Origin of the sequence: Chitinophaga lutea (assembly GCF_003813775.1) — a bacterium.
Classification (GTDB): Bacteria; Bacteroidota; Bacteroidia; order Chitinophagales; family Chitinophagaceae; genus Chitinophaga; species Chitinophaga lutea.
This window is the reverse complement of the sequence record NZ_RPDH01000001.1, coordinates 2,647,321-2,665,086: the sequence shown is the minus strand read 5'-3', so window position 1 is coordinate 2,665,086 and position 17,766 is coordinate 2,647,321. Positions and strand designations below refer to the sequence as shown.

The window sequence follows — 17,766 nt, the reverse complement described above, 5'->3', positions numbered from 1 at the left end:
CAGGCAAATATGCATGCCGTGAATATTGAACAACTATATCAGCATTACCGGGCGCATCCGTCCGTGCAAACCGATACCCGCACGCTGCAGCCCGGGGACATTTTTTTTGCACTGCGGGGGCCCAACTTCAATGGCAACCAATACGCGGCCGCCGCGCTGGAAGCCGGCGCATCGCTGGCCGTAATCGACGATCCCGCCTTTGATACGGTGCCCGGTAAGACGATGCTGACGGACGATGTGCTGCACACCCTGCAGCAGCTTGCCCGGCGTCACCGGCAGCAGTTCAGTATTCCTTTTATCGCCATTACCGGCACTAACGGTAAAACCACTACGAAAGAAATGATCCGCACCGTGCTCGGCGCACATTACCGCACTTACGCCACGGCCGGAAACCTGAATAACCACATCGGCGTGCCACTCACCCTGCTGGGCATCCCGGCAGACGCGGAAATGGCCGTTATTGAAATGGGCGCCAACCACCAGCACGAAATCGAAGGGTATTGTACGGTGGCGCTGCCTACTCACGGCCTCATCACCAACATCGGCAAAGCCCACCTCGAAGGGTTCGGCAGCGAAGAAGGCGTGCGGAAAGCCAAAGGCGAGCTGTACGACTACCTGCGGGCCAACAACGGAACGGTATTCGTTTGCACGGATTATCCTTACCTGACGGAGATGAGCGAAGGCATTTCACATATCGTGACCTACGGAAGCGAACAGGCCGCCTATACCGGCAGCCCGGTTGCAGGGAGTGCCCTGCTGGAGCTGGAAACCGCCCAAACGGGCATGGTACGTACCCAGCTGGTAGGCGCCTACAACTTCTCCAACGTGATGGCCGCCATCGCCATCGGCCTGCATTTTAAAGTGCCAGCCGAAAAAATAAAGGCCGCCATCGAAGGGTATATTCCCTCCAACAATCGCTCCCAGATTGAAAAGCGTGGCAGCAACACTTTTATCATGGATGCCTATAACGCCAATCCCTCCAGCATGAAGGCCGCTGTGGAAAACTTTGCCGCAATAAATGCAGGGGAAAAGGTGTTATTATTAGGCGCCATGAAAGAACTGGGAGACGACAGCGAAAAAGAACACCAGGCACTGGCCGACCTGCTGCAACAGCGCCACTGGAAGGCCGTGGTGCTGGTAGGCACCGAATTCCGCCGCGTCAATCATCCGTACATCTATTTCGAAACAGCGGCAGACGCCAGGAAATGGCTGGAACAACAGGCCTTCGAAAACACCTACATATTGGTGAAAGGCTCCCGCAGCGTGGGTATGGAAAAGGCATTGCCATAAAAAATAAACCTGCGAGTTAAAAAACTCACAGGTTTTCATAACCTATGCCAACTTTAGAGTATCTTAAAAAGCCCACAGGGCTTGCATTCTTGTCTGATCAGGTTATTGGGTAAGGCCGCTTTCGCTGGCCATTATACCTATACAACGCGCAATTAAATAAAAGGTTTAACAGGGCGGATATTTTTTTCAGGATACCCTGTTCCCACCCGGATCATGCTTCAAATAGCTGATTTACAGCGGCTGCCGTTCCTGCGTAAGTTCTATCAAAATGCCGTTGGTGCTTTGGGGATGAAGAAAACAAACAAGCTTGTTATCCGCCCCCGGCTTGGGTTCCGGATTGATCAACACAAACCCTTCCCGTTGCAGGCGTTCCATCTCCGCATAAATGTCCGTCACCTCAAAGGCTATATGATGCATGCCTTCGCCTTTCTTTTCAATGAACCGCGCAATGGGGCTATCGTCCCTGGCCGCCTCCAGCAATTCGATCTTTGATTCGCCCTGCCTGAAAAAGGCGGTAGTAACGCCTTCTGACGCCACCTCTTCCGTTTTGTAACAGGGGGTGTTCAGCAATTTTTCAAACAGGGGAATGGAGGTGGAGAGCGATTTTACGGCGATTCCGATATGTTCCACTTTCAGCATAGCGCGGTGTTTAAGTTATAGACGCAATCGATGGCCCCATCAGTGGTTCCGATCGGCTGCGGCGGGTAAAAATAGAACTTATATCGTAATTTTGAGGAATGCTGCAGTTACCGGTATACCTCGACAATAACGCCACTACCCGCTGCGATCCGCGGGTGGTGGAAGCCATGCTCCCCTTCTTTACGGAGCATTATGGCAATGCAGCATCACGCACACACCGGTATGGCTGGGCCGCTGAAGAAGCAGTGGACCTGGCTCGCGAACAGGTGGCGCAATTAACCGGGGCGGAAAAACAGGAAATCGTTTTTACTTCCGGGGCCACCGAAGCCATCAATCTCGCGCTGAAAGGCGTAGCCGAAGCATATGCAACGAAAGGCCGGCATATCATTACCGTTGAAACGGAACATAAAGCTGTACTGGATGCCTGCAAACACCTCGAAAAACAAGGTACATCGGTAACCCTGCTAAAAGTCGGCAATAACGGCCTCATCCGCCCCGCCGATCTTGAAGCGGCCATCACGCCGCAAACCATTCTGGTTTGTGTGATGTATGCCAACAATGAAACGGGGGTGCTGCAGCCCATCCGCGAGATCAGCACCATCTGCCGTAAACACGGCGTATTGCTGATGACCGATGCCACCCAGGCCGTGGGTAAGATTCCTGTGGATGTGCAGGCAGACGGTATCGACCTGATGGCCTTCAGTGCCCATAAAATGCATGGCCCCAAAGGAGTGGGTGCCTTGTACGTACGCCGGAAACAGCCCCGGGTAAGAGTGGCCGCCCAGATCGACGGGGGCGGGCACGAAAGGGGCATGCGCTCAGGCACGCTCAACGTACCGGGTATTGTCGGCCTTGGGAAGGCCTGTGAGCTGGCAGGTGCCGAAATGGCAGCCACGGAGCTGCGGCTGGCCGTTCTCCGCAACCGCCTCGAAAAAGGCCTGCTCGCCCTGGAAAACATTACCGTCAACGGTTCCCGTGAGTTTCGCCTGCCCCATGTGACCAATATTGCCTTTGGTTATACGGAAGGAAATGCCCTGTTAACAGCGCTGAACCGCGATATTGCCGTATCTTCGGGATCGGCTTGCACCTCGGCCCTGCCAGAACCCAGCCATGTACTGACAGCCATGGGGCTGGAAGAAGAACTGGCACACTCTTCGCTCAGGTTCAGTGTAAGCCGTTTTACCACCGACGAGGAGATTGACTACGCTATCCAGGCAGTCGCCACAGTGGTAGAAACGCAAAGAAAATTGAGAATTGACATCTAATATATATCTGACCGGCCATCCGGTTAAAAAGGAAAGGAGGATAACATGATTTACGTAAGCGAAAAAGCAAGGCAAAAAGTAGAAAGCCTGCGGGCTGAAGGCTCTCTGGGCCCCGATTTCTTCCTGCGCGTGTCCGTCGTAGGTGGCGGTTGTTCCGGCCTCAGCTATAAACTGGATTTTGATAACGAGCCCAAACCGAAAGACCAGGTATTCGACAACGATGGTATCAAAGTGGTGACAGACCTGAAAAGTTTCCTGTACCTCTGCAATACCACCCTCGAATTCTCCGAAGGCCTGAACGGGAAGGGATTCTACTTCAATAATCCCAATGCCGCCCGCACCTGTGGCTGCGGCGAAAGCTTTTCAGTGTAACAACTAATTGACTTTTAAGCAATTATAGAAGCCGTTTGCGCAATGCAGGCGGCTTTTTTATGTCCCGATCCCGGCTGGCGCCGCTTTTTCGAAATAAAACCCCTTCAGTTAACAAATATTTCTAATCCCTAATTCGTTATTCCTCCATCGTAATTATATATTTGCCTGCCATGTCAGCAATTTTCAAAAAAGAAATTCACCAGTTTTTCAGCAGTATCACGGGCTATGTGGCCATTATACTGTTCCTGTTGGCCAACGGGCTGTTTTTGTTCGTATTTCCGGACACCAGCCTGCTCGACGGCGGGTACGCCAACCTGGACGGGCTTTTTGAAATGGCGCCGCTGATCTTTCTCCTACTGATACCTGCCATTACAATGCGCTCCCTGGCCGACGAGTATAAATCCGGCACCATGGAACTCCTCAGTACCAAACCGGTTACCTGGTGGCAGATCGTCTGGGGGAAGTATTGGGCCTGCATCACCATTGTAGTGATCGCGTTGATCCCGACTGCGGTGTATTACCTGGCCATGGCGCAGCTGGCTGCTACCAACAATGCGCTCGACCACGGCAGCATCATCGGCTCTTACCTCGGCCTATTCCTGCTGGGCAGCACCTTTACCGCCATCGGCCTCTGGGCCTCGTCGCTTACCGGCAATGCCGTAGTAGCCTTTCTCGTGGCCATTTTTACCTGTTATATTTTCTATAACGGCTTCGACGCCCTTAGTAAAGTGCCCGTATTTTCGGGCGGGGCCGATTATTACCTGCAAATGGCAGGCATCCGTTATCATTATAATTCCATCAGCCGCGGGGTGGTAGACAGCCGCGACGTGATTTATTTTCTGAGTGTAACCGGGCTCATGCTCTATCTCACCAAAATATCGCTGGAACGCAAGATCTGGCAGGGTTAAATTATGGAACTGACGAAAAAGGAAAAAAGGAAAAAATACCTGCAACGTACATTTGGGATACTGGTTTTACTGGTAGCGGTGAACGTCGCAGCTTCGTATATACATACGCGTTGGGACCTCACGGCTGAAAAGCGGTACACACTGGCCCCTTCCACCCGAGAACTGCTCCGCCGCCTCGATGCGCCGGTTTATATCGAGGTGTATCTGAAAGGCAAGTACCCTGCAGGCTTCCGCCAGTTGGGCGATGCCACCCGCGAGTTGCTGGAGGAGTTTCAGCAATATGGCGGCAAAAATATCCGCTTCACATTCGTGAACCCCGGCACCGACCTGCCGGATTCGCTGCGGATGGGTTTCCAGGACAGCCTCATGGCCAAAGGCATCCTTCCTTTTAACTTACAGGTGCAGGAAGAAGGCAACGACGCCTTCGCAGAGCGCCTCATTTTTCCGGGCGCCCTCGTTACGCATAAAGGCCGCGAAACCAGTGTAAACCTGCTCAAAAGCCAGGGCGGCATGGATCCCATGCAGGCCCTCAACAGCTCCGAAGCCTTGCTGGAATATAAGTTCGCCAACGCCATTTACCAGCTGCAGCAAACAGAACGCCCGCTGGTAGGCTATATGCTGGGCCACGGCGAACCTGAGGGCCCGAACGTATACGACGCACTCAAAACCCTGCACGAACATTACCAGGTAGATACCGTCAACCTCCGGGCGGACAGCCACATTCCGTCCGAATTCAATGCCATTATGTTTGTGCGGCCGGTGGAAACCTTTACCGATGCCGATAAACTGAAAATAGACCAGTACGTGATGAACGGCGGGAAAGTGCTGTGGTTCATCGATAACCTCACCGCCTCGGCCGATAGTCTCCGTGGCCGCGAGTTTGTGGCGTTCGACCGCAACCTTCAGCTGGAAGACCTGCTGTTCAAGTACGGCGCACGCGTAAACCTCAACCTGGTGCAGGATCTGCAGAGCGACATGATCCCGCTCGTGGTGGGCAATATCGGCGACAAACCGCAGATCAGGCCCGTTCCCTTCCCCTTCTTCCCGCTGCTGACACCCGGCAATACACACCCCATCGTCAAAAATATGGACCTGATCATGAGCCGCTTTGCGAGCTCTATCGACACCATCAAAGGCGGGGACATCCGGAAAACCGTTTTGTTGGCCACTTCCGACCACAGCCGCGTGCTGGGCGGGCCGGTGCAGATCAGCCTGGAAAGCGTACAGCAAGCACCCAACCGCCGCGATTTCCGGCAAAAAGCAATACCGGTGGCCGTTTTGCTGGAGGGGCGCTTTCCTTCCCTGTTCAATCACCGCCTCGGCCAGCAGGAGCTCCAGGCACTGCAAACCGCAACCGGGAAAGCCTACAAACCCGTCGGCGATACTATCAACCGCATGATCGTTGTGGGCGACGCCGACATCGTGACCAACGCCGTGTCCCGGAAAGATGGTCCCCTGCAGATGGGCGTAAATGAGTTTAATCCGCAATATGTATTCGCCAATAAGGAGTTTTTCCTCAACAGCATGGAATACCTGACCAGCAGGGCCCCCATCATGGACACGCGTAGCAAGGAAGTGACACTGCGCCTGCTCGACGGCGAAAAAGTAAAAAAAGATAAAACTATGTGGCAGGTATTGGCCTTCGTGGCCCCTATCGGCGCCATACTGCTGTTCGCAATGGTGTTCCAGTTCATACGCCAGCGTAAATACGCAGCATAAGCAACCGGAATCCATTATCTTTGCTGTTCAATAAAATTTTCCGTTTGCATGACACCGCAGCAATGGACGTATGCCGTCTTTGGAATTGTTATCATTCTTGCCCTTATTTTCGACCTTGGGCTCCTGAGTAAAAAAGGTGAAGTCATCTCTATTAAAAAAGCCCTTATTCAAACCTGCTTCTGGGTTGCGCTGTCATTCGGTTTCTTCGCATTCGTATGGTACGAAGACGGCTCGAAAATGGCGGTGGAGTACCTTAGCGCGTATCTGATGGAATGGTCACTTTCCATCGATAACATTTTTGTATTCATTCTCATTTTCGGGTTCTTCAAAATCAAGGAAACCGCCTATGCGCGGGTGCTGCTTATCGGTATCCTGATGGCCATCGTGTTCCGCGCGATCTTTATCACCGTGGGCGTGGCGCTCATCGCACAGTTCGGCTGGATCCTCTATGTTTTCGGCGCTTTCCTCGTGTACACCGGTATCAAAATGTTCCTGGTAGACCAGCATGAGGAATTCAAACCCGAAGAAAATATTGCCTACCGCTTTATGCAGAAGTATATGCGCATTTCGCATGCGGACCCGCACGGCCGCTTTACCATCAAACAGAACGGGAAAGTGTATTTCACCTCCCTGGCCGTAGTAGTGGTGATGCTGGCGGTAACCGACATCGTGTTTGCGCTCGACTCCATTCCCGCGGTATTTGCGATTTCCAAAGAACCGCTGGTGGTGTACACCTCTAACATCTTCGCGGTGCTGGGCCTTCGCTCGCTGTTCTTCCTGCTGCGTGGCGCAGTAGACAAATTTGATTACCTGCAGCAGGGCATCGCCATCGTGCTGGTATTCATCGGTCTTAAAATGCTGGCGGAGATCTGGCACTTCAAGCTGCCGGTTTGGGTTTCGCTGGTAGTGATCGTAACCTGCCTGGCGGGTTCCATCGTTTATTCTATCCTGTTCCAGAAAAAATTACCGGTTCAGCCGGAAATCGATATTGAAAAGTAGTAGACCGTAAAAAGCGTCCTGGTGAGAGTCCCGGGACGCTTTTTTTATTAAAACCATATAAAATTGTATACCGCAGAAAGTATCAGCAAGATCCTGAAGGGCGAATTGTTGCAACAGACGGGGCATCCCGAGATCGAACATATTTTGCTGGATAGTAGAAAACTGCTAGTTGCAGAAACCTCTGTGTTCATCCCACTTGTTAGCGAACGCCGCAATGCCCACCAGTACATCGACGAATTGTATAAAAAAGGCGTCAGTAATTTTATCGTAAGTGAGCCCGTGTCGATCGGTTTATATCCGAAAGCCAACATCATACAGGTAAAAAACACCCTGCAGGCGCTCCATGCCCTTGTGGCCTGGCATCGCCATCAGTTCCAGATCCCGGTTATCGGTATCACCGGCAGCAACGGGAAAACCATTGTAAAAGAATGGCTGTACCAGCTGCTCGAAAAAGACTACAACATCGTCCGCAGCCCGAAGAGCTACAACTCGCAAATCGGCGTGCCGCTTTCCGTATGGCAGATGAAAGCGGAAAACGACCTCGCCATTTTTGAGGCCGGTATTTCACAGCCCGGTGAAATGGTGAACCTCGAAAAGGTGATCCGGCCCACCATCGGCATCTTTACCAACATCGGCGAGGCGCACAACGAAGGTTTCCTCAACATCCGCCAGAAAGTCAACGAAAAGCTCATCCTTTTTATGAAAAGCGATGTGCTCATCTACTGCAAAGATTACCTGGCCCTGAACGAATGCGTGAACAACTTTCACAACCTCGTGGGCAAAAGGGAAATCGACAACGACCTGCAGCTGCTGACCTGGAGCCGAAAAACGGATGCCGACCTCCGCGTGATCGGTGTCGACAAAAACAGCAACCACACCCGCATCGATGCCTTGTATAAACAGGAGCCCATCTTCATCCGTATCCCGTTTGTAGATGAAGGCTCCATCGAAAACGCCATTCACTGCTGGGCGCTGATGCTTTACCTGGGCAAACCGCAGCAGGTGATACAGGAACGCATGGATCACCTGGGCAATATCGCCATGCGCCTGGAAATGAAGCAGGGCATCAACAACTGCAGCATCATCAACGACAGTTATAATTCCGACCTCGGCTCGCTGGCCATTGCGCTGGAGTTTTTACAACAGCAGCGCCAGCACCCCGTGCGTACCGTCATTCTCAGCGACATCCTGCAGAGCGGCAAAAGCGAAGGCTCTTTGTACGAAGAAGTGGCAGGCATGCTGGAACAGAAAGGCATCCAGAAACTCATCGGCATCGGGAAAAACATCTCCCGCGAAAAACAAAGCTTCAGTAAAGTGAAGGCCAGCTTTTTCGCCAACACCGAAGAGTTCCTGCAACAGGTAAACCCGAACGAGTTCCAGAACGAATCCATCCTCGTGAAGGGGGCCCGGATTTTCCAGTTCGAGCGCATCGGTAAACTGCTGGAGCAGAAAGCCCACCAGACCATCCTCGAAATCAATCTCAACGCAATCGCCCATAATATCAAGGCTTACCAGGCCCTGCTGAAACCGGGCATTAAACTGATGGCCATGGTCAAAGCCTTCTCCTACGGTAGCGGCAGCTTTGAAATTGCAAGCCTGCTGCAGTTCCATGGGGTAGACTACCTGGCTGTGGCGTATGCAGACGAAGGCGTAGATCTCCGACGCGCGGGTATCACCCTGCCCATCATGGTCATGAATCCCGAGCCCACCACCTTCGAAGCCATCCTGCAATGGAACCTCGAACCCGAGCTGTATTCCATGCACATCCTGGACCAGTTTGAAGAAGTGGTGCGGTACGCCAATAAAAGCAATTACCCGGTACACATCAAACTCGATACGGGCATGCACCGCCTCGGCTTTGAGCAGTCCGACCTCCCCGTATTGGTACAGCGTTTGCAACACGAGGGCCTCTTTAAGGTGCAATCCATCTTCAGCCACCTCGCGTCGAGCGAAGACCCGGCCAAAGACGATTTCACCAAAAAACAATACGAGCGGTTCATTAAAATGAGCGCTACGTTGCAGCAGCAGCTGGGGTATGCCGTGATCAGGCACATCGCCAACAGCGCCGCCATTCACCGCCACCCGGATATGCAGCTCGACATGGTGCGCCTCGGCATCGGGATGTATGGGGTAGACAGCGCTGCCTCGTTCCAGGACAAACTGCGGAACGTGAGCACGCTCAAAACTACCATCGCGCAGCTGAAGCATATCCCCGCCGGCGACAGTGTGGGCTACGGCGGCCAATGGACCGCCACTGCCCCGGCAGTGACCGCTACCGTGCGCATCGGGTATGCAGACGGGTATTCCCGCAAGCTCGGCAACGGCAACGGCAAAATGCTGATCCGCAATAAACTGGCGCCTGTTGTGGGCGTGGTAGCCATGGATATGCTCATGCTGGACGTCACGCACATCCCGGACGCGGCAGAGGGCGATGAAGTGATCGTATTCGGGGAAGCGCTACCCGTGCAGGAAGTAGCCGATTGGGCCGGCACTATTCCCTACGAAATACTCACCGGCATTTCACAGCGCGTGAAACGGGTGTATTTCCAGGAATAAAACATATGCTAACGGGTTATCATCTTTGAAATAATACATTATTTTTGAGAAAATTTGAAGTTTTGAAGTATCGTCATATCATAATTATTGTAGTACTGATTCTGCTGGTAGACCAGGTGTTGAAATTCTGGATTAAGACCAACATGACCATTGCGGAACAATTCCCCGTGATTTCCGACTGGTTTTTTATTCATTTCATTGAGAATGAAGGAATGGCCTATGGCCTGAAATTCGGCGGGGAGTTCGGGAAGATCGCCCTCACCCTTTTCCGCCTGATTGCCGTGGTAGTAGGTTTTTTCTATATGAAGAAGCTGGTGAAAGAACAGTACCACAATGGTTTGCTCGTTTGCGGCGCCCTTATTCTGGCGGGAGCGGCCGGCAACCTGATCGACAGCATGTTTTACGGGATGATCTTCTCTGAAAGCACCCGTTACGAAGTAGCGCAGTTCATGCCTGCCGGCGGCGGTTACGGTACTTTCCTGCACGGCAACGTGGTGGATATGCTGTATTTCCCCCTGTTCGACGGCACTTTCCCGAGCTGGATACCCTTCTGGGGCGGCGAACACTTCGTGTTCTTCCGGCCGGTGTTTAATATCGCCGATGCTTCCATTTCCGTAGGCGTGATCGCTATTTTACTTTTCCAGAAACGATTCCTCACCCGGAAAACGGACGAACCCGGTGGCGCTATTGAAACCGGGGCTATCGTAGACGATACCCGGCAGGTGATGTAACAATCCGCAATAAAATAATTGAACGGCGCAGTTGTACTGCGCCGTTTTTTTTACAGTTCCTTGAAAATGAAGGAGAAAGACTTCATTGCGTGCCAGCGTTCGGGTACCAGTAGGCTACTTTACGTCGTTGCCCTGCCCTGGCTCCCTGATTCGGGAACAGGAGAGCGTTTCTCCCGCGTATCGCGCTACGCGGCTCCCGCCTGACCAAAAATGCGAGCCTCAGCTTTCTTCCTGCTCCCTCCCTGCATCTTTGACGCAGCGAACCCGTCACGAAACCAGCCACCATGGCTCATTTAAAAAATATATCCCTCACTCTCTTGCAAAATCAGTATTTCCATTCTACATTTGTCCACAATTCCTATAGACTAATAGTAGTATCAATCAAAACCAGTATGAAAATTACAATCAATAGCATAAAAGCAATTTGGCTGCTATCTTTCTTATTCATCACCGTGGCTGCTTCCGCGCAGGAAAGCAATATCATCCAGATTTCAGGCCGCGTAAAAGACCAGGGCACGGGTGAACCGCTGCCCGGCGTGAGCATTCAGATCAAAGGCACCGTATCCGGCACCACTACGGACAAAGACGGCGGCTTTGTACTCAAAACGCGGCTGAAATTCCCCTTCACCCTCGTTTTCTCCAGCCTCGGCTTCCAGGTACAGGAATTTGAAGTGACAAGCACCGGCTCGAAGCTGGATATTGGCCTGGCCACCCAAACCCTGCTGGGCAAAGAAGTGGTGGTAACGGCCTCCCGTGTGGAGGAAGAAGCTCTCAAATCGCCGGTAGCCATCGAGAAGCTCGACATCCGGGCCATCAAGGAATCGCCCGCTCCCAGCTTCTACGACGCCCTCGAAAACGTGAAAGGCGTACAGATGACCACTTCCAGCCTCACCTTTAAAGTGCCCAATACCCGCGGCTTCAATATCCCGAACAACTTCCGCTTCATGCAGCTGGTAGACGGGGTGGATATGCAGGCGGCTACCCTGGGCGTGCCGCTGGGCAACGCCATCGGGCCCACCGAGCTCGACATCCAGAGCGTGGAAATCACACCGGGCGCGGCTTCCGCCCTGTACGGCATGAACGCCATCAACGGTATGGCCAACCTTCAGACCAAAAGCCCCTTCCTGTATAAGGGGCTCAGCGTATACCAGAAAATCGGCGTCAACCATGTAGACGGCATTGACTATGACCCGAGCGTTTTAACGGAAACGGCTGTACGGTATGCACAATCGTTCCGCGACCGGTTTGCCTTCAAAGTCAATGTGAGCTACCTGCGCGGCACCGACTGGCGCGCCAGCACCGCTACCGATCAGAATGCCGCCGCCAACAGCCGCTTCCCCGCGCTGAACGGCGCAGCCAATAACCCGGCATACGACGCGTGGAACAAGTACGGCGATGAAAATAACAACAACGTATCCGTGGCGGTGCAGCTCAACGGCAGAACGGAAACTTTCAACGTGCGCCGCACCGGCTACTGGGAAAAAGACCTTGCCAACCCGGTTGTTGAAAACATCAAATTCGATGTGGGGTTATACTGGCGCGTTACCTCAAAGGCCGAACTGTCATACACCTTCCGCCACGGGCAAATGGACGGCCTCTTCCAGCGCGGTAACAAAATACAGCTGAACGATGTGGTGGTGCAGAACCACAAACTGGAACTGAAAGGCTCCGACTATTTCATCCGCGGTTATGTGATGCTGGAAAACACCGGCGATTCCTATAACCTCAAACCGCTGTCTGATAACCTCGACCTCACGAACAAATCCAACAACGCCTGGAGAGACGCCTTCCGGACTAAACTGCAAACGGAAATCAATGCCGGCACCGAACTGGCGCAGGCTATGCGCCTCGCCCGCACGGAAGCCGACAGGGGCCGGGTGGAACCCGGTACCGCCGCTTTCCGCGACCTGAAAAATACCATTATCGGCATTAATAACTGGGACCACGCCAACGTGGTATCCGGCGCCCCTTCTACTGGCGGTGCCTGGCTCGACCAGCACAGCCGGGTATATCATGTGGACGCGCAATGGGACCTGAGCAAAAAAGTGGGCATCTTCAACCTGCTGGTGGGAGCGGACGGGCGCATTTATGAAGTCATCCCCGACGGCAATAACTTCGTGGATTTCACCAAACCGCTGAAAGACCGTACCACACCGGGCGGGAAAAATGTATACTATAAAAAATACGGCGCCTTCGCCCAGGCGAGCAAAACGTTCTTTGAAGATAAGCTCAAGCTGGTAGGCTCTTTGCGCGTGGATTACAACCCGGAATTTGATCCGAAAATCAATCCCCGCATCGCTGCTGTTTACACGCTGGCGCAGAAACATAACTTCCGCGCGTCGTGGCAGAACGGTTTCCGCTTCCCTGCGCTCTTTGAAGCACTTTCGTTCGTGAATAACGGCAACGTAAGAAGGGTGGGCGGCCTGTCTTATATCAACGAAGGCCTCGGCTACCTCGAAAACTCCTATACGCTTGCATCTGTGAATACCTTTAACAATGCGGTGAACCGGGATGTGGCAGATGGTTTGACCCCTAATGCAGCCGCACTGAAAAACCGCGCGCTGCTGGAAATCACCAATCTCTCCCCCACCCGCCCCGAGCGTATCAATTCGTTTGAAGTGGGCTACCGCAGTGTATTGCTGGGCAATAAGATAGTGGTAGACGCAGATGCATATTATAATCGCTACGACGGGTTCCTCGGGCAGGTGGAAGTGGCAGTGCCCGCTACAAACAAAGTGGGTACAGACGAATCTGTTACCGACATGCTGGCTGCCAACCGCTCCAAACAAACCCGCTACCGCGTATACACGAATGCTAAAAACACTTACGATAACTACGGGGCGTCGCTGGGCGTTACTTACAACTTCCATAAAAAGTGGACGGTGGCTGGTAACCTGAACTACAACGCCATCGTGGAAAACAAGGAAAAAGACGTGTTCGCCACCGGTTTCAATACTCCTAACTGGGTGTCCAACATCTCTTTCGGCAACCGAGAGCTGTTCAAGAATTTCGGGTTCAACGTGGTATGGAGATGGCAAAACACCTTCTATTGGGAAAGCCCGCTGGCCAACGGTGACGTACCGGCTTACAATACGGTGGATGCCCAGGTGAACTACCGCATCCCCAAACTCAAAACGACGATCAAAGTGGGCGGCGCCAACCTCTTGAATAACCGCTATATCCAGTATGCCGCCGGTCCTACCATCGGCGGGCTGTACTACGCAGCGATTGCGGTGGAAGGTCTGCTCACGAAGTAATACAAGGGATTTCACGGAAACCCGTTATCACAAAAACCAACCTGCACAAAACGGAGGCCCATTTCGGCCTCCGTTGTTTTTTTGTTCTGTGGACAAGCTGATGAGGCATTCCGCTGTCTGCACTATTTGGGCCTGCCGGTTCATCCCTGCGAAACGACACTCCGGTCCGCATTAATCGCCGGAATCGCCGGATGTACTGATGTAGCCCCTCACGCTGGGAGCCATTTCAATCTGCATGATTGGAATAACCGGTTCCCGTATTGTTTGCTACAATGTACTGGCGTTTGCCATCCACCTGGGAACCACTTCGATCTGCGTGATTGAAATTACCGCCCGTATTATTTGCTATGAGGTGTTGGCATACTCTTACCTCCGGGGCGCTACGATCTGCATGACTGGAAGACCAGGTTGCCCAATGGGCCCCTCCCAAAGGTTCGTCCCTATTTATTGTTTTACGGCATTCAACGCAGTTGTCCATTCCGTAAAAAACACCATTCCCGGGAAACCCATCATCAGGTCACAAAATGCCGGCTTTCCCGCCCGACCGGGCTTCTTAGGGTTTGCCAATTTCCAGGGCCCTGCCGCGCCCCTGCTGCATTCCGTGTTCAGGGCAATGACAGCGCAGCGCAAGCCCACTGACGCTCAGGTATTTAGCAAAATTTTAAAACCTTTTCTGAAATATTTGGATAAACCGTGGATTAAGTCTATTTTTAGTCCACAATTCCTGTAGACTATATTAGTATTATAATTTATGTCGCATAATGAGGTGATCGATAAGGTTGAACAACGCGTTGCCACCGTTGAAACACAAAAGGTGCTCATAGACCTCGTGAACGAGGACAATAAAAAGCAGCACTGGATTTGGGTGTTCATTGGTTTATCCGTGCTGGTGGTGGCCGGCGGGCTGTGGTTCACCTATAATTACGGCATTTCCCAGGAATCGCAGACGCGCATCACCCAGTTCGTTCAAAATACATTTACGGAAAAGCTCCTGTTTTTTATGGGCGTGGGGCTGATGGCGCAGATGGTAGACGGCGCGCTGGGCATGGCTTACGGGGCAACTTCTTCTTCGCTCCTGCTGGGCCTCGGTGTTTCCCCGGCTATGACCAGCACCAGCGTACACGTAGCCGAAGTATTCACCACCGGCGCCTCGGGCATCGCCCACTTCAAACTGGGCAACGTCAACAAAAAACTCTTCCTCCACCTGCTTATTCCCGGCATGATCGGCGCTGTTACCGGCGCCTATTTACTGTCCGACAAAATAGACGGCAATGTGATCAAACCTTTCATGAGCGCATATCTCATGATACTCGGCATATTGATTCTCCGCAAGGCCCTGCAGCGCAACAAGCCCAAGGCAAAAACCCGCAGACTGGGGCCCCTGGCCTTCTTCGGTGGATTTATGGATGCCGTGGGCGGCGGCGGATGGGGACCTATCGTAACCTCTACCCTGCTGAGCAAAGGGCGTACCGTCAACTACACCATCGGTTCCGTAAACGCCGCGGAGTTTTTTATCTCCGTTTCCAGCGCAGGCACTTTCCTGTTATTCAATGGGGTCGATAGCTGGCAGGTGATTATCGGGCTAATCCTCGGCGGGGTGATCGCATCGCCTTTTGCGGCCGTGCTGGTGAAGCGGATGAAACGCAAACCACTGATGATATTGGTGGGCGTGCTTGTTATCGCCATGAGCCTCCGCACCATTTTGCTGGTATTCTGGAAATGATTCTTTCACTTTGCTTCCATAAAAAAAGCGCCCGTTCTTATAACCGGCGCTTTTCTTTTTCAGCTTTGTCTATATCAGATTTTTCCTACCATTTTGCTCGGGTCCACCCAGGCGTCGAACTCTTCAGCCGTCACATATCCCAGCTTCACCGCCATTTCTTTGAGGGTGGTGCCTTCTTTATGCGCTTTCTGAGCAATTTCAGCGGCCTTGTAGTATCCGATTTTTGTATTCAGCGCGGTCACCAGCATCAGTGAATTGTCTACGTGCTTTTTGATGTTGGCTTCGATTGGCGCCAGCCCTTCTGCACATTTATCGTTGAAGCTTACACAACCATCACCCAGCAAACGTGCGGAGTGCAGGAAGTTGTAGATCATCATGGGTTTGAAGACGTTCAGTTCGAAATGGCCGGTAGCGCCGCCGATGTTGATGGCTACATCGTTCCCCATTACCTGTGCGGCAATCATGGTGAGCGCCTCGCACTGGGTGGGGTTTACTTTGCCGGGCATAATGGAAGAGCCGGGCTCGTTGTCCGGAATGAACAGCTCGCCGATGCCGGAGCGCGGGCCAGAGCTGAGCATACGGATGTCGTTTGCGATTTTCATGAGGCTCACCGCTACGGTTTTGAGCGCGCCGTGTGCTTCCACGATCGCATCGTGCGCAGCCAGCGATTCGAATTTATTTTCAGCCGTAATAAAAGGCAGGCCGGTCAATTCGGCGATTTTTTTGGCTACGTTTTCTGCATACCCATCCGGGGTGTTGATACCGGTGCCAACTGCTGTGCCACCCAGCGCCAGTTCAGACAGGTGGGGCAGAGTATTGTTAATCGCGCGCAGGCCGTGATCCAGTTGGGATACGTATCCGCTGATTTCCTGGCCGAGGGTCAGGGGTGTAGCGTCCATGAAGTGCGTGCGGCCGATTTTTACCACATGCATGAACTCTTTGGATTTTTTCGCCAGGGTATCGCGCAGCTTTTTGATGCCGGGAATGGTTACTTCCAGCAACATTTTGTAAGCCGCGATATGCATAGCCGTGGGAAAAGTATCGTTGGACGATTGTGATTTATTCACGTCATCGTTGGGATGTACCGCTTTATCTTTATCGGTGAGCTGGCCGCCGTTGATTACGTGGGCACGGTAGGCCACCACTTCGTTTACGTTCATGTTCGACTGGGTGCCGGAGCCTGTTTGCCATACTACCAGCGGGAATTCCGCGTCGAGTTTGCCTTCCAGTATTTCATCGCATACTTTACCGATGAGCGCTGCTTTTTCAGCGGCCAGTACGCCGGCTTCCTGGTTGGTAAGTGCCGCGGCCTTTTTCAGATAAGCAAATGCACGGATGATTTCTTTCGGCATTTTGTTGATATCCTGCGCAATTCTGAAGTTGTCGATGGAGCGCTGGGTTTGTGCACCAAAGTACGCATTCGCCGGCACCTTCACCTCTCCCATCGTGTCTTTCTCTATCCTGAAATCCATGTTGTAAATATTTTGGGCCACAAATTAATCAATTACCGGCTATTCTCCCCTGAATTTGGCGGCCCGCTTTTCAATAAAGGCGGAAGCGCCCTCCTGGAGGTCCTGCGTGGCAAAGCAGCCGGCAAATTCCTCTACTTCGGTCTCAAACCCGTTGATGTCGTACACAAAGTAGTTGTTCACGCATTTGATCACCTTGGCGATGGCCAGCGGGGCCTTTGTATGGATTTTCTGCAGGATGGAGCGGGTTTTATCGAGCAGCTCCGCGGGTGTGGTGACGTGGTTGACAAGCCCCAGCCGGTGAGCTTCTTCGGCGCCGATCAGATCGGCCGTCATCATTAATTCGAGCGCCTTCCCTTTGCCGACCAGTTGAACCAGGCGCTGGGTACCCCCATAACCGGGAATGATCCCCAGGTTCACTTCGGGCTGGCCGAATTTGGCATTGTCGCTCGCCACCCTGAAATGACAGGCCATCGCCAGTTCACAGCCGCCTCCGAGCGCAAACCCGTTCACCGCCGCAGCAATAGGCTTATGGCTGTCTTCAATCCGCTGGAAAATGACATGCCCCCTTTTGGCCAGCTCGGCGCCCTGTTCGGGCGAAAGCGTCAGGAATTCGGAGATATCAGCCCCGGCGATAAACGCTTTGGGACCGCTGCCCGTGATGAGCGCGCTTTTGACGTCCTTGTTCTTATATACCTCGTCGATAGCCAGGGCCAGTTCCTTCATAACTTCCTGGTTCAGGGCGTTCAGCTTGTCCGGGCGGTTAATGGTGATCTCCAGGATGCCGTCTTTCAGTTCGGTGGTGATGGTATTGTACATATAATGAGTTGTTTTTACC

The 17,766-nt window shown here is 52.8% G+C and carries 14 protein-coding genes; 11 read left to right on the top strand and 3 right to left on the bottom strand.

The window, feature by feature from the left end; all coding sequences use genetic code 11:
• Positions 1-18: 18 nt before the first annotated feature.
• Entirely contained in the window at positions 19-1,290 is a 1,272-nt protein-coding gene (locus EGT74_RS10790) for a UDP-N-acetylmuramoyl-tripeptide--D-alanyl-D-alanine ligase (RefSeq protein WP_123846513.1), read from the top strand.
• 231 nt (positions 1,291-1,521) lie between these two features.
• Here EGT74_RS10790 and mce read toward each other — a convergent pair whose 3' ends face one another.
• Positions 1,522-1,929 carry a methylmalonyl-CoA epimerase gene (gene mce / locus EGT74_RS10785; protein ID WP_123846512.1) on the bottom strand — a complete coding sequence of 136 codons (408 nt, stop codon included), beginning with the start codon at positions 1,927-1,929 and terminating at the stop codon, positions 1,522-1,524.
• 98 nt (positions 1,930-2,027) lie between these two features.
• Here mce and EGT74_RS10780 point away from each other — a divergent pair, with 98 nt between their 5' ends.
• The 10 genes from EGT74_RS10780 (at position 2,028) to EGT74_RS10735 (ending at position 15,459) form a co-directional block, all read left to right on the top strand.
• Positions 2,028-3,194, top strand: a complete 1,167-nt coding sequence (locus EGT74_RS10780; protein WP_181954738.1) for an IscS subfamily cysteine desulfurase — start codon at positions 2,028-2,030, stop codon at positions 3,192-3,194.
• A gap of 45 nt (positions 3,195-3,239) precedes the next feature.
• Positions 3,240-3,566, top strand: a complete 327-nt coding sequence (locus EGT74_RS10775; RefSeq protein ID WP_123846511.1) for a HesB/IscA family protein — start codon at positions 3,240-3,242, stop codon at positions 3,564-3,566.
• Between the two features lie 170 nt (positions 3,567-3,736).
• Positions 3,737-4,474: a gliding motility-associated ABC transporter permease subunit GldF gene (gene gldF / locus EGT74_RS10770; protein ID WP_123846510.1), complete on the top strand. Its 738-nt coding sequence runs from the start codon at positions 3,737-3,739 to the stop codon at positions 4,472-4,474.
• Between the two features lie 3 nt (positions 4,475-4,477).
• Positions 4,478-6,193 (top strand): gliding motility-associated ABC transporter substrate-binding protein GldG, encoded by a 1,716-nt coding sequence (gldG, locus tag EGT74_RS10765; RefSeq protein ID WP_123846509.1) that lies wholly within the window; start codon positions 4,478-4,480, stop codon positions 6,191-6,193.
• A gap of 48 nt (positions 6,194-6,241) precedes the next feature.
• Complete coding sequence (locus EGT74_RS10760; RefSeq protein WP_123846508.1) at positions 6,242-7,192, top strand: TerC/Alx family metal homeostasis membrane protein; 951 nt, start codon at positions 6,242-6,244, stop codon at positions 7,190-7,192.
• A 63-nt stretch (positions 7,193-7,255) separates the two neighbouring features.
• The gene (locus EGT74_RS10755) at positions 7,256-9,748 is read left to right on the top strand and encodes a bifunctional UDP-N-acetylmuramoyl-tripeptide:D-alanyl-D-alanine ligase/alanine racemase (protein ID WP_123846507.1); all 2,493 of its coding nucleotides are present in this window, start codon (positions 7,256-7,258) and stop codon (positions 9,746-9,748) included.
• Between the two features lie 62 nt (positions 9,749-9,810).
• Positions 9,811-10,479, top strand: a complete 669-nt coding sequence (locus tag EGT74_RS10750) for a lipoprotein signal peptidase (RefSeq protein WP_123846506.1) — start codon at positions 9,811-9,813, stop codon at positions 10,477-10,479.
• 392 nt (positions 10,480-10,871) lie between these two features.
• The gene (locus EGT74_RS10745) at positions 10,872-13,736 is read left to right on the top strand and encodes a TonB-dependent receptor (RefSeq protein WP_123846505.1); all 2,865 of its coding nucleotides are present in this window, start codon (positions 10,872-10,874) and stop codon (positions 13,734-13,736) included.
• Positions 13,737-13,971: 235 nt separating this feature from the next.
• On the top strand, positions 13,972-14,466 hold the full coding sequence (locus EGT74_RS10740; protein WP_123846504.1) for a hypothetical protein: 495 nt from the start codon (positions 13,972-13,974) through the stop codon (positions 14,464-14,466).
• 21 nt (positions 14,467-14,487) lie between these two features.
• Positions 14,488-15,459, top strand: coding sequence for a sulfite exporter TauE/SafE family protein (locus EGT74_RS10735; RefSeq protein WP_123846503.1), 972 nt, complete (start codon positions 14,488-14,490; stop codon positions 15,457-15,459).
• Between the two features lie 74 nt (positions 15,460-15,533).
• Here EGT74_RS10735 and fumC read toward each other — a convergent pair whose 3' ends face one another.
• Both fumC and EGT74_RS10725 read right to left on the bottom strand, forming a co-directional pair.
• Positions 15,534-16,931, bottom strand: coding sequence for a class II fumarate hydratase (fumC, locus tag EGT74_RS10730; RefSeq protein ID WP_123846502.1), 1,398 nt, complete (start codon positions 16,929-16,931; stop codon positions 15,534-15,536).
• 39 nt (positions 16,932-16,970) lie between these two features.
• Complete coding sequence (locus tag EGT74_RS10725; RefSeq protein WP_123846501.1) at positions 16,971-17,747, bottom strand: enoyl-CoA hydratase/isomerase family protein; 777 nt, start codon at positions 17,745-17,747, stop codon at positions 16,971-16,973.
• Positions 17,748-17,766 lie beyond the last annotated feature (19 nt).